Source organism: Methanospirillum sp. (assembly GCF_035406105.1).
In the GTDB taxonomy this organism is placed as follows: domain Archaea; phylum Halobacteriota; class Methanomicrobia; order Methanomicrobiales; family Methanospirillaceae; genus Methanospirillum.
Genome location: NZ_DAONKG010000052.1, coordinates 1 through 12,599 on the forward strand (window position 1 = coordinate 1; position 12,599 = coordinate 12,599).

General features: G+C 50.7%; 10 protein-coding genes and 1 pseudogene. 1 reads left to right on the forward strand and 10 read right to left on the reverse strand.

Translation table 11 applies throughout. The features are described from left to right. The 4 genes and pseudogenes from PLA23_RS04745 to PLA23_RS04760 all read right to left on the reverse strand — a co-directional run. The coding region (locus PLA23_RS04745; RefSeq protein ID WP_324474206.1) for a hypothetical protein at positions 1-275 on the reverse strand (275 nt) is incomplete at its 3' end. Between the two features lie 116 nt (positions 276-391). Then, a pseudogene (locus PLA23_RS04750) lies at positions 392-858 on the reverse strand (PIN domain-containing protein). Then, positions 855-1,133 carry a UPF0175 family protein gene (locus PLA23_RS04755; RefSeq protein WP_324331563.1) on the reverse strand — a complete coding sequence of 93 codons (279 nt, stop codon included), beginning with the start codon at positions 1,131-1,133 and terminating at the stop codon, positions 855-857. The pseudogene PLA23_RS04750 and the gene PLA23_RS04755 overlap by 4 nt, the downstream one beginning before the upstream one ends. Before the next feature lie 78 nt (positions 1,134-1,211). Beyond that, complete coding sequence (locus tag PLA23_RS04760) at positions 1,212-2,144, reverse strand: magnesium transporter CorA family protein (RefSeq protein WP_324331561.1); 933 nt, start codon at positions 2,142-2,144, stop codon at positions 1,212-1,214. A gap of 230 nt (positions 2,145-2,374) precedes the next feature. On the opposite strand from PLA23_RS04760, the gene PLA23_RS04765 reads away from it, so the two are divergent. Beyond that, positions 2,375-2,689: a DUF5611 family protein gene (locus PLA23_RS04765; protein ID WP_324331559.1), complete on the forward strand. Its 315-nt coding sequence runs from the start codon at positions 2,375-2,377 to the stop codon at positions 2,687-2,689. 4 nt (positions 2,690-2,693) lie between these two features. Here PLA23_RS04765 and leuS read toward each other — a convergent pair whose 3' ends face one another. The 6 genes from leuS to hisS form a co-directional block, all read right to left on the reverse strand. Continuing rightward, the gene (gene leuS / locus PLA23_RS04770) at positions 2,694-5,468 is read right to left on the reverse strand and encodes a leucine--tRNA ligase (protein WP_324474207.1); all 2,775 of its coding nucleotides are present in this window, start codon (positions 5,466-5,468) and stop codon (positions 2,694-2,696) included. An 8-nt stretch (positions 5,469-5,476) separates the two neighbouring features. Beyond that, positions 5,477-7,441, reverse strand: a complete 1,965-nt coding sequence (locus PLA23_RS04775; protein WP_324328968.1) for a PINc/VapC family ATPase — start codon at positions 7,439-7,441, stop codon at positions 5,477-5,479. A gap of 161 nt (positions 7,442-7,602) precedes the next feature. Then, positions 7,603-8,427, reverse strand: coding sequence for an A24 family peptidase C-terminal domain-containing protein (locus PLA23_RS04780; RefSeq protein WP_324328966.1), 825 nt, complete (start codon positions 8,425-8,427; stop codon positions 7,603-7,605). A gap of 40 nt (positions 8,428-8,467) precedes the next feature. Then, positions 8,468-9,568 carry a DNA topoisomerase IV subunit A gene (locus PLA23_RS04785; RefSeq protein WP_324328964.1) on the reverse strand — a complete coding sequence of 367 codons (1,101 nt, stop codon included), beginning with the start codon at positions 9,566-9,568 and terminating at the stop codon, positions 8,468-8,470. Beyond that, positions 9,555-11,375, reverse strand: coding sequence for a DNA topoisomerase VI subunit B (locus PLA23_RS04790; RefSeq protein WP_324328963.1), 1,821 nt, complete (start codon positions 11,373-11,375; stop codon positions 9,555-9,557). The genes PLA23_RS04785 and PLA23_RS04790 overlap by 14 nt, the downstream gene beginning before the upstream one ends. A 5-nt stretch (positions 11,376-11,380) precedes the next feature. Further along, a partial coding sequence (gene hisS / locus PLA23_RS04795) for a histidine--tRNA ligase (RefSeq protein WP_324474208.1) occupies positions 11,381-12,599 on the reverse strand: 1,219 nt, incomplete at its 5' end.

The window sequence follows — 12,599 nt, forward strand, 5'->3', positions numbered from 1 at the left end:
CCCATGGTAAGTGTTGCCGGCAGGACTGGGGTCGGTGTAAGGATTCCGGCGAATGATATGCCTATACACAGAATACCCATGACCGCAATAATCCGGCGAACCCCTGTGCTATTGTGTTTTTTCAGAAGATACATGGCTCCAATCCCAAGGGCGATCAGGAGGATCCAGATAAGTGCATCATAAGTAAACCCTGATGAAAGGTACGTCCCGATTAGAACAACAAGTATCAGGGCTGCAATAATTATTTCAAGTGTGATGATGGCAGTTCGGTTCATACTATCACAGTGAGATATTTCTCACACTATGTTAGATATACATAACTAATGTAAGATAAATCTAACTATGGATGTAGGATTTAAAAAACCAACGCATGAAGCGATAAAAAAAGATATCAGGTGGAGAACTTTGTTATGGTTTCCTTATCAAATCGAAAACCAATGGAGATCAGACCCGAAACTGTCTCATCCATATTCACGAGTTTATCTTCAGAGCCTTTTAAAAGAATGCCTATTGTCCCGGTAACTGATAGATCAAGAGCTTTTGCAGTTCGTCTCCCTGTTTATCATCAATGATAAGAGGGAGATTCAGCTCTTTTGCGAGGATTATCGCTTCAGACTCACCAATTCCAAGATATATGTGTAATGCCTCAACTGCAATGCTATCACTGACCTCTTGAATTCTGATCCATTCACAATCTCTGACTTCCAATGCACCAGGTCTGTTTTTTCCATTGATTACAACCTCCTGCCACACTGCCTTAGGAATGATTACCTCCTCAAAATAATGATGAAGTAATTCCAGTTGCCCCAATGCTGAAAGAACAATGAGAGGTGTAGAGTTTGAAATGATTTTTCTCATTTGAGAATTTGTTTTAGAGCATTCAGGTCCTCTTCAGCATCTTCCATAGAATAATCAAGGCCAATATTCCGAATCATGAGTTCATCTATCATATCCATTTTAGTTTCAAAACCAGCAATCTCTGCTGCTTTTCCTAATGAAACCCTCCCTTCACGAAATAACTCAACCGCCAGGGATTTTCGGATATATATTCCAAGTTCATCAGGTTTGATATTTACAAGCCATGGTAATGATTTTGGAAGATCAATGGTTGTCTTGATGGTACTGGATGCCATAAATACTACTCATACCTGCATGGATAATTTAACCAATCTGAATATTCTACTACCAACATATGAAGCATATATTTATCACTATAATACTTTCCATCGAACCAGAATAAATAATCCTAGAGCACTCGCCGTTATTGCACAGAACATGATCACTAAAAATGCAAATGGTTCTTCCTGCAGGGGGAGCTGCACATTCATCCCATAAATACTCGCGATAAGAGTCGGTAGTGAAATAAGAATGGTGATACTGGTCAGCAGTTTCATCACGACGTTGACATTGTTATTAATGATTGAAGCAAAGGTTCCGGTCATACCCATGACGATGGAGGTATAGATATTTGCCATCTCAAGGGCCTGTTTATTCTCAATGACCATCTCTTCATAGAGATCAATCTCCTCATCACTCATATCAAGGACATTTGAGTATGAAAACTTCTCAACCATCAGCGAGTTGGATCTGAGGGAGGTGGTAAAAAACACAAGACTCTTGTGCAGGTTGAAGAGATCAAGGAGGAGATCATTGGTTGTTGACCGGTGCAGGTTCATCTCTATCTGACTGGACATGCGGTTGATATCCTTCAGGTACCGCAGAAACCGCAGAGCAGTCCGGTAGCAGATCTGAAGCGCAAACCGGGTCCTGGTTCTGGTGTCAAAATTCTTGACCCATCCGGAGAGGAACTCATCAAGGACATCAACCTCGGTCAGGGTGACGGTGATGATCACCTGTCCGGTCAGGATGATACCAATCGGGAGGGTAATGTAGGGAATTGCTGCCTCTTCCGGTTCACGGCGGGGGGATCGGATCAGGATCAGAATATGTCCCTCGTCAACCTCAAACCGAGCCCGTTCATCAACATCAAGGGGGTCGGTAAAGAACTCAACCCAGACCCCGAACCGCTCTACAAGAAGTGATATCTCTTTTTCTGTCGGGTTGACCACCTTGATCCAGCATCCGTCCTCCCATGCGTCTACCGGGATCAGACCGTTCTCTGTGGTAATATATGCTGAAATCATGGATCATCCCTATCAGAATAACCGTGATCAGTACTGCAGACTGATGGTATAAATAGGGTGAGGAAGAGCCGGTCCGCAGTTTTGCGTACCTGTTTGAGGCAGACATCCCGGATGAGGCAAAATCTTCTATTGCATGCATCCGATCATCTGGCATCCTCCTTCCCAGAATATGCACACACCACGTTCTCATCTGTAACACATATCCGCTCAAACAACCATTGAGTATTCATATGCAGGAATATCCGGTGAAACGAACGCACATAAAGGATCTTCCCGAGAATATTACCGCGAAGATTACTGAGCATTTTGGTATCACTCCTCAGGAGAAAGACGGATGGTATACCATCTCATTTGGCGCCCTTGAGTCCATGCAGGTCAGACTGGGTGATGCAAAAAAATCGATTCTTATTACAACCATATCAAAGCAGGGCATCGAAGACGAACAGATCATCCTTGATACCAACAAGAGGTTTCGGAGATACCTGGATGATGTGACCGGGTACTCAACCAAGGAACGGGTAAAAAAGGCAAAGGCAGTAGAATAAATCTCTACTCTATTATTATCGCCGGTTTGAAGGGGAGGGCTGACCCTGCCTTCATATGGTGGCATGCATCTGCCGGTGTCACATCTATCTCAAGTTTTGTATCGTCGGCGAGGAATGCAGCCGCTTCCATAAAGATTGCCAGTTCATCAGGCTGGCGAGCAACAATCCGTTCAACCAGGTCAGCCGGGAGTTTATGGAAGAGATGTGTACACTGTTTTACCGCATCCGCAGCCTCCCTGCCTCGTGCCTTGATCTCCTCCTTTTGCATCACATCCTGAATCACATTCTTCTTGTCCGGTGCTCCTGCGATAAGCGTTAAAATCTCCCATTTCCAGGATGGAGCAACACAGATGGTCACTTTCCGGGGTGGTGTCTTCAGGATCCGAAGGATGGATTCGATGTCCTCGACCGTTCTCTCAAGGAGTTCCTCTGCTATCTCTGCATCATCGTCCACAAGGGATGCATCAGGTTCAGGCCATGGTGCAAACGATACAAGACCCTCTCCGATATCTTTCCAGAGGTCCTCGCAGGTGAACGGAATGATGGGGGCAAGCAGCCTGACCCATGTTGAGCAGAGGTTCTTCATGGCATTCTTTCCTGCCGGATGCTGCCCGAGCCGGCGCTTGTACCATTTCAGGTCAGACTCAAACCCGAAGAAGGCCTCCTGAAGTGCCTGCCTGGTCTGGAAATTCTCCATGGCCCTCGTGACCAGGGTGATATGGTTCTGCATCCGGGACAAAAGCCACCGGTCAATATGTGTGTCCGGGCCCTCGGACTCCAGCCCTTCCCTGATGGTCTGGGCAAACCGCTCAATCTGCTTTTTGGTTGATGAGACCAGTTCATTTCTCCAGTCAAAGTCCTGCCAGGGTTCCCCGGAACCGATAAGAAACATCCTGACGGTATCTGCACCAAAGTCATTGATTGCATCCTCAAGCAGGTACACGTTCCCTTTTGACGAGGACATCTTTGCTCCGTTTAAGAGGCCCATTCCAAAGACCACCATGCCGTGGGGGAGGCACTCTTTTGGGAAGATGGTGCAGTGGTGGAAGAGCTGGAAGGTCAGGTGGTTTGAGATGAGATCTTTTGCCGAGAATCTGAAGTCATAGGGGTACCAGTACAGAAACTCCTTTCTCATGCTATCCAGTCTCTCCCGCTCCGGGAGTCCTTCAGACTCTTTTCCAAGGAAGATGTAGTCAAAGACCGCCGGTGTCAGGAGAGCGGGATCGATGTGCCTTATCCTGGATGCAATGGTATAATACGCCATGTAGATGGTCGAATCTGAGAGCGGCTCGATAAGCCATTCCGGGTCCCATGGCATCCTGGTTCCAAGACCAATGCGCCGTGAGCAGGCCCAGTCCTTGAGCCAGTCAACGGTACGGTTGAATTCAGCCCTGACCTCCTGTGGAACCAGTTCCATGTCCTCAAGGTGATCCTTTACCTGTTGTTTCCAGGCCGGATCACTATATTCAAGGAACCACTGGTCATGGAGGACCTTGACATAGACCCGGGAGCCACACCGGCAGACCACCGGCCGCGTGTCAAACTCGTACATGATGGTAGAGTGGTGCTGTTCGGTCAGGATCCGTGCGATCTCCTCTCTGGCGATCTTAACCGGTTTACCCCCATACTTTTCGTACATCTTTCCGGTCGCATGCTCGGCAGTATACACCGACTGGGTCAGTTCGATAAGGTTTGGATCATCCTGGTTAATGATGTCGGCCCTCTCGACTGCCTCAACAGCGGGAAACTCCCCATACCCTTCAACGGTGATAAGACCGACCGGTTTGATATCAGTATACTGCCCTTTTCGCTGGAGGTCGCGAAGAGCGATGTAATCATAGGGTGCATGGGCCGGAACGCTCATGACAAGACCGGTAGCCATATCCGGATCTACGAACACTGCCGGAAGAATGGGCACTTCACCACAGAAGGGATGGCTGACCGTCTTGTCGACGAGATCAGATCCCAAAATGGTCCCGGTCTCCGTGACTTCATGGTCCTGGAGCATTATCTTCTCCATCGCCTGCCGTGAGAGGATCCATTCGGATCCGTCAACCTGTGCCCTGACATACTCAACAGTTGGGTTGACCCACAGGTTCGTAACTCCATAAATGGTCTCGGGCCGGAGGGTTGCACAGGGAATAAATGCATCCCCGTACCGGAACATGATGAGCGTGAACTTTTGGATCTCGGCTTTGTCACCCTCAAGCAGGTCATGGTCTCCGACCGGGTTTTCACATTGCGGGCAGTACCTGACCGGGTGGGCACCCTTGTTTACATGCCCAGCTTCACGAAGATGGTACCACTGCCACTCGATAAATTTGCTGTAGGTCGGCTCAACCGTAGTAAACCGCCGTGACCAGTCGATAGAGAGACCGGCCTGGGTCATAACCCGTTCATATTCGTTTGAGAAATGGTTGACGATGTTTAACGGGTCGGTAAAGGTCTCAAGGACATCCTCAGGAACCCGGTAGAGATCCCGATAGAGTTGTATGGCACTCTCATCCCGTCGTGCAATCCGTTTTGAGATCCCGATGACCGGTGCCCCGGTGACATGAAATGCCATAGGATAGAGGACTTCGCGTCCCCGCATCCGCCAGAACCGGGCGATAACATCAGGGACGATGTATGTCCTGCCATGACCGACATGCATGGCACCACTGGGGTACGGATATGCAACGGTCAGGTAGAATTTCTTTTTTTCAGATGGAGTGGCAATAAACACCCCATCCCACTGTTTCCGAATAGCAGCTTCCAAAGCCTGTGTCTCTTCTGTCATACATGCCCTCACACTGTTTTGAGCCTGATGGGTTCACCTTCGTTATATCTGCGCAGCATCTCCTGAGCAATGGTACTGTTCTTTGCCAGATGAATCTCACCTGAATCGTTTACGGTTGCAGTGAAGAGGTACTCCCGTCCGGCAAAGACATCAACGATCTTCCCGGTATTGTCCGGTGAGATGATGGAGAGCTGTTTTTTGTCAATCCTGACCTGAAGCCCGTCACCAAGCATCAGTTCCTCCCGATCGGACTGTCCGGGTGAGAGGGCTTTTACTTTCTTTGCAAGTTCTGATGCCGGTCTGATATCGATGCCAACACCGACCTTGTTCACGATGGCTGCAATATTCTTTCCACCTTTCCCGATGGCAGCAGGAACATCCCGGTCATCAATATAGACGACCGCCTTTGTTGCAGAGAGCATCTCCACGCTGACTTCGCCACCGGTGTATCTGCCAATCTCACGCTGGATATCCCGCTCGGTGATGGACCAGGCATTGGTCTCTTCCTCTTCTTCCTCCGGTTCCTCCTCCTCGGAGGCCTTCTCCCTGACCGGCTCCTGCTGCTCCGCGTGCATAACGGTCTCTTCCGCAGGAACGTATTTTTCTGAGTTTTCCGACTCTTCCTCTTCCTCAACCGGAAGGACAATGGTCTCCGTGCCGTATCTGAATATCTCAAATACGGGAAAGCCGGTCTTGACATCAGAGACTGTGGTAACCGGTCTAATCTGCATATCTGAGTCAATTCCTTCCGGAACCTTCATGGAGAAGGCGGTTGTGCAGATCTGGTGTATCTGTCCGTCTCTCACATAGATCATGGAGCCGAAGATCTGTGCAAGCACTGAAAACTCAAGCCGGTCTGCAAACCGCTGCAGGGCCTCATGGGGGGATACGGCATGGATGATTCCGATCATCCCGATACCGGCAAGACGCATATCGGCAAATACCTCAAAGTCCTCGTTTCTCCGCAGTTCGTCAAAGATGACAAAATCAGGCCTGACGAGCAGAAGGACATCAGCGGTATTTGCCATACTCCCGTCAAGAGCACTGTACTGCGTGATCTGGTCAGGGACAAGCATCTCACGCGGCTGTTCCATCGTTTTGACAATAACACCTTCATCGCAGAGGTAGGTCGCGATCGCCTGGGCAAGGGTGGTCTTTCCACACCCTGGCGGCCCGGTGATGAGGATCCCTGGCTTTTCTCCCCGGAGCATCTGTTTGATCAGATCAGATTCGGCATAATCATTAAGCGACAGGTCAACGATGGGACGTACAGCCGTTATCTCCATACCGTCAGAGAACGGCCGCCTCGTGATCGATATTCGCATCGACCCGATCTGAACAACTGTCACTCCCCGCTTTTCTATCTCAATAAATCCGTCAGGGTCACGTTTTGCCCGTTCCAGGATCTCCTGTGCGATCATCCGGAGTTCATACTCGGTGCAGAGCTGATCCCGGAGTGTTACGGTCTCGGTTTTCTGGATGGTACCTTTCCGTGCAACCGGTTTTGCCCGCTCCTTTAAATAGACGGCAATGGTATGTTCGTCAAAGAACTGGTCTATAGCAAGCGGGGTAAAGTCTTCCACCTGCGGGCGGAGATAGAGGACATCAAGACCCTTTGCTTTTGCAACTTCTGACTGCACGATGTCACTGGTAATAAACCGTGCACCATAGTCAATGGCGACCTTGCGGATGAGTGCATCTATTTCACCGCCGCTCGCAAGTTTTACTTGTTCAAGGCTGGGGCGTGCACCAACAAATTCTATCGTTATTATACCCTGTTCAGCAAGTTTACAGAGCTCCTGAAGCTCAGTCAGACCCGAGAAACCTATTTCTCTCCCCTGGTTTGCCTGGGCCTCAAGTTCAGCAACAACGGCTTCCGGTATTATTATATGGGCTCCCTTATATTCTCCCGTATCAATGAGATTGGTGATGCGTCCGTCTATGACGACGCTGGTATCAGGAACTATTTTCAAATATTTTCACCGGGTTATAATTGGTCATTCATTCCTTTTATTATATACCTTATCTGGCTCAAAAACGCCATCGGATATCTCTTTTCCGGTGATTGACCCCTTTGTCGGATCGGTGCCCGCATTGCGTATCTCTCCTCATCAAAAAGTGATTATTGAGGCCCTTATCCGGTGAGAAGGGTCAGGAGAATCATAAAAAAGTCCCCGATTATCATCGAGGTCAGAAATCCTGTAGTGATGGGGATGAGGAAAGGGACACCATAACTGATCCAGACAGTTCCGGCTTTCCTGTACAGGTCAAGTTCGCGTCTGTACCGGGTTGGGTTTTCCTTGAGGGATTTTGTGTAGATCCGCCTCCCTCCTGCAAGCATATCCCTGACTGCCGTCCTGACCGGGATGAATGATCTCGTCAGAATGCCGTCTATCTCCTCAAAATGTTCCATGACAATACCAAACTCGTCTGCTATCGTCTCACCCTGTACCGGGTATCCGAGGAAGAGATAGGGGAGGGGAGCTTTGTTTCCTTTAAGTATGTTGATGCAGAAGAATGCAACCGGCAGAAGCAGGTTTATGATGACGGCATTGAAGAGGACACTAAAGGGGAGGAAGACATATGGGGGAATGCCAAAGAGCGGGTACCCGGTCATGGGGACGAAGGGGAAACACGGGACCATGACGGTTATCAGGATAAGGGCCTTGGTGTCCGCCATTCCCATGAGATGAAACCTCGTAAAGAGGTAGAATGCGACGACAAAAAAGAGAATCATAGGTATAAGCGGCATGATATACGGCAGATCCCCTGATGTGAGTACGGTGTACCAGAACCAGATGAGCATCAGGATACCAATAGCAACCGCCGGGTACCACATCACCACTGGGACGGCCCGTTCCTTGATGTCCTCCCGGCATCCGTACAAGAGGGTGACAAGAAGGACGAGTGCGTTGATGAGAAGTGGGAGCATGACTGGGGGAAGGGAGAAGGGATCCATGTACGATACTCAGGGAGAAGAAAGGATAAGAGTGATTCGGTTATCTCTTCAGGATTCCCATATCCGAAAGCCTAGCGGGAAGATACTCATCGGTAACGAAATCAAGCCCCCGTGCTGCAAAAGCCTGCTGTTCTGACTTCAGGTTCAGTGCCAGCTGAAGGGTAATCTGCTCTCTCCAGTACTCACCGGCAAAGCGGGGGTCGGTGAGTTCTGCTTTGAGTGCTGCTACATCCTGCTCGGTCAGAGTGTCAGACGGCAGGTCATAATCACGGATGTCAGAGGGCTGTACCCCGATGAACCGGGCGGAGGGGGTGACCAGGATCTCTGATATATGGGCACTTTTAATAGCACCGTAAGCAACACTTGCAAATATCCGGTATGACCAGGGGTCTCCGTCGGTAAATACCGTGACCGGCAGGTCAAACTCGCTGGCAAGCCGGTTGAGGACCCGTCTGGTCGATCGTGCCGGTTGTCCTTTCAGATGGACTAGGATTGCCTGGTACTTCTCATCAAACCCGTTCTCGATAAGCCGGGCATACATGCCGCCGGTCTCAATGGCGATGACCATCCGTGCATCATGCTCGATAAATTCGAGTGAATCAACATTGGTCGGGATTTGGTATCCTGACTCCCCGATATCGTCCTGACAGTGGATCTCTCTGGTGCCTCGTCTTGTATCCTCGCGTATTTTCAGTGGTCCGAATATACTTGCCCCGTCCTCTTCCGGCCGCAGGTGGAAGTGTTCACGCTGCACGTCGGTCAGGATCTCCAGATCCTCTACCAGCAGATTTGAGTCATTCTGTGCGGCAAACTTCGCCCGTTTCCATCCTTCGGAGATGTAGTAGAGTTCTCTCAGGGTTGATGACCGGTTCTCCGTGATCTGGTGTTTTAAAAACCAGATGACATACGCCATCTTCAGGATATGGAGGGCACTCTTCTCGGTTCCTGCCTCCCGGAGCCGTTCCCGATCGCCATACTTCCAGACCTCAGCCTCCTCGTCATAGGCGATATTCCGCTTCGTTCTGGTCGGCATGGTGATGGAGGGGAGTTCTCCCCGGATCATCTGCTCATACCATTTCTCCGGTATGGCAAGGAGTCGTTTGAGGGCGAGTTCTTTGATTGCTTCCTTATGACCGGTCAAGATCTACCACTACCTTCTTCTTCTCATCAATGCCTCTGATATCGATCATGCCATTGCCCGTGCCGGTATAGGTGACGTTCCACCCTTCACCTTTGGCAAGCTGCATCTGCCACACCGCTGACATATCGGTTCCCATCTCTTCAACAAAGACCGCCGGGGGTGTTGCTCCCCTGACATCGTCAGTGGTGATGATATAGAGAGTCAGATCAAGGGTCTGGGAGGTATAGTTCTGGATGGATATGGTAACCATCCCGTCACGTGTCCATTTTTTTGCAACCAGCCGCCGCATGATCTGGCCCTCTATCGGTGTGATATCTGGTACTGGTTTGTCAATGGTCTCTGCGACTTTTGTTGCGATCTCGGGGATGATGGCACAGATTGCCCGTGCCCGCTCTTCAGTAAGTCTGCTTTTGTCCCGTCTTGTGAGAAATGTCTTCAGATCCCGGCCAAGTTCCTGTAGTGCGAGGGTAATTTCCCGTTCAATCTCGGGTATTGACGCAATGGCATCCTTGCTCTCACTCGTAAAGGGGACATTGGTTGATGCGACATGGACAAGGATGAGGACCGGTCCGGTTGGCAGCCCGGACTGGCTGATCCCGTATGTCCTCCAGTTTACCGTGCTGATACATCCGGTAATCGCACAGGCACCCTGCTGGTACATCAGTGGCACTCGGTTTGCAAAGCGCATGATCTTGGCAGTCCCTTCAGGATCCAGTCTTCCTCCATAGCCGATGGCAGCCTCGACGATGAAGGGATGTCCATGGTATACGCCTGCCGGCCGTGTGCGGGCAGAACAGAAGTCAAACTGAAACTCTTTCTCAAGACCCTGTCTGATGAGAACCTCCCCGATGGGGGAGAGACACTGGTTTGCCGGTGGTGGCGGTACCTTTGCCTGCTGCATTGCCTGCTGAAGACGTGAAAGACCGTCAGCATCAAGTTTGCTGGCTTTCGTCGTCTCTTTCAGTCCGGCCAGCTGGATAATCTCCCGGGCGGTCTTCTGCCCGACCCGGGAAAAACTGTTTACCAGAAATGATTCGAGTGGTTCTTTTGATTTTGATGCTATCCGTTTCAGTTCTCCCAGTTCTACCCCGTGCGGATGGGGAAGGATCGCCTGCGGAGGAATGATCGGCTCATCACTGGCCCGGTCAAAGAGGATTGCTTCCCCATCAATCTCCACCCTGAGCCGGGCATGGGGGTTGACCACCGAGGTGTACCTGAGGTACTCGATCAGACGCTTTCTGGCGGTCAGGGAACTCTTAAACTCGATCTCGATCCGCGTCCCGTGAACCCGGTCCCATGCTGTCTCCTCCCGTTTCAGGATCTCAGGCTCATTGGTTTCAGTCCTGATCTGCACCAGGAACCGGAATGCCGGCCGGTCTGATCCGCACCGGGAGATGACAAGGGTCGGCCGCCCACTTGTCAGCTGGGCATAGAGGACCGCCGCAGAGATACCAATACCCTGCTGCCCGCGGGACTGCCGGATCTGATGAAACCGTGAGCCATAGAGTAGTTTTCCAAAAACATAGGGGATATTGTCCGGAATGATACCTGGACCGTTGTCTTCCACGACGACCTTAAAAATATCATCCTCCATCCGGTAGATGCCAAGGTAGATATCAGGAAGGACACCAGCCTCCTCACAGGCATCAAGGGCGTTATCAATCGCCTCTTTTACCGTGGTGACAATACCACGGGTTGGTGAATCAAAACCGAGAAGATGTTTGTTCTTCTCGAAAAATTCGGCAACACTGATACTTCGCTGTTGTTTGGCCAGATCCTCAGCATGGGCGGGTTTTGGTGATGCCATACACGTTATGCACACGTCAGTTTTTGTATCGCCTCTGGTACCGTCACCTTCTCCTGGGTTCCGGCCTTCAGATCTTTGAGGGTGACGGTACCGGTTGCAACCTCCTCTTTTCCGATGATGACTGCATAATCCGCACTCCTGCCGGCAGCCTTCATCTGCGCGGAAAAGCTGCGGTCCATTACATCGGTCTCGGTAATGATACCATGCATCCTCAGCTCCCGGGCAACCCGTAATGCATCAGTACGAGCCTCACTGGTGGCGATGATCATCACCTGCGGCTGCCAGGGGTTCCAGCCTGTCTCGCCAAGGGCGACCATCACCCGGTCAAACCCGATGGCGAATCCGACCGACGGGGTATCTTCCCCTCCAAAGAGATGGGCAAGCCGGTATGCACCTCCTCCGAGGATCTGGTTCTCAGCACCAAGCCCCTCGGCAAAACACTCAAACACGATACCGGTGTAATAATCAAGCCCTCGTGCTATGGCCGGATTAATTTCATACGGGATCCCGGCAGCATCAAGGATGGCAAAGGTCTCCTGAATTCGTGCAGCTTCAGGTATCTCCCCAATGACCGCAAAGACGTCATCAAGCGTCCGGGCACCACAGAGCCGGATGAGGGGATCACAGAGGTGATCCTGCCCGATATCATGCAGATAGGTCACTGCAGCTGCTTCTTCCCGTTTGTCCAGAAATGCCCGGATCTTCTTTGCATCACTATCGGAAAGATCGGCGAGCAGTGTCCGCATGAAGGAGAGATGGCCGATACGGAGCACAAATGTCACCCCTGCGGTTTTCAGAAGATCATACCCGAGAATGATCACCTCTGCATCACCCATGGCAGAATCAGCCCCGATTAGTTCAGTTCCAAACTGCCAGAACTGACGATACCTTCCCTTTTGAGGCCGTTCATACCTGAAGCAGTCGGCAAAATAACACCATTTAACAGGTTTTGTCAGGGACCGCCCCTCCTCAACATACATCCGAAGAACAGGAGCAGTCAGTTCAGGCCTGAGCGCAAGGGTTCTGCCACCCTTATCCTCGAACACATACATCTCATTGATGATTCCTTCTCCTGACCGGATGGTGAAGAGTTCAAGTTCTTCAAACACCGGGGTTGCGATCTCCCGGAATCCATAGAGCCGTGCCCGTGCCCGCATCCGTGCTTCAATCTCACGGCGCCGTTCCATCTCATCAGGGAGCATATCCCGTGTCCCGCGTGGTTTT

Bases quoted from the DNA above. Each gene is read 5' to 3' on its own strand.
- PLA23_RS04755 (WP_324331563.1), bottom strand. From the start codon at position 1,133: ATGGCATCCAGTACCATCAAGACAACCATTGATCTTCCAAAATCATTA.
- PLA23_RS04760 (WP_324331561.1), bottom strand. From the start codon at position 2,144: ATGATTTCAGCATATATTACCACAGAGAACGGTCTGATCCCGGTAGAC.
- PLA23_RS04765 (WP_324331559.1), top strand. From the start codon at position 2,375: ATGCAGGAATATCCGGTGAAACGAACGCACATAAAGGATCTTCCCGAG.
- leuS (WP_324474207.1), bottom strand. From the start codon at position 5,468: ATGACAGAAGAGACACAGGCTTTGGAAGCTGCTATTCGGAAACAGTGG.
- PLA23_RS04780 (WP_324328966.1), bottom strand. From the start codon at position 8,427: ATGGATCCCTTCTCCCTTCCCCCAGTCATGCTCCCACTTCTCATCAAC.
- PLA23_RS04790 (WP_324328963.1), bottom strand. From the start codon at position 11,375: ATGGCATCACCAAAACCCGCCCATGCTGAGGATCTGGCCAAACAACAG.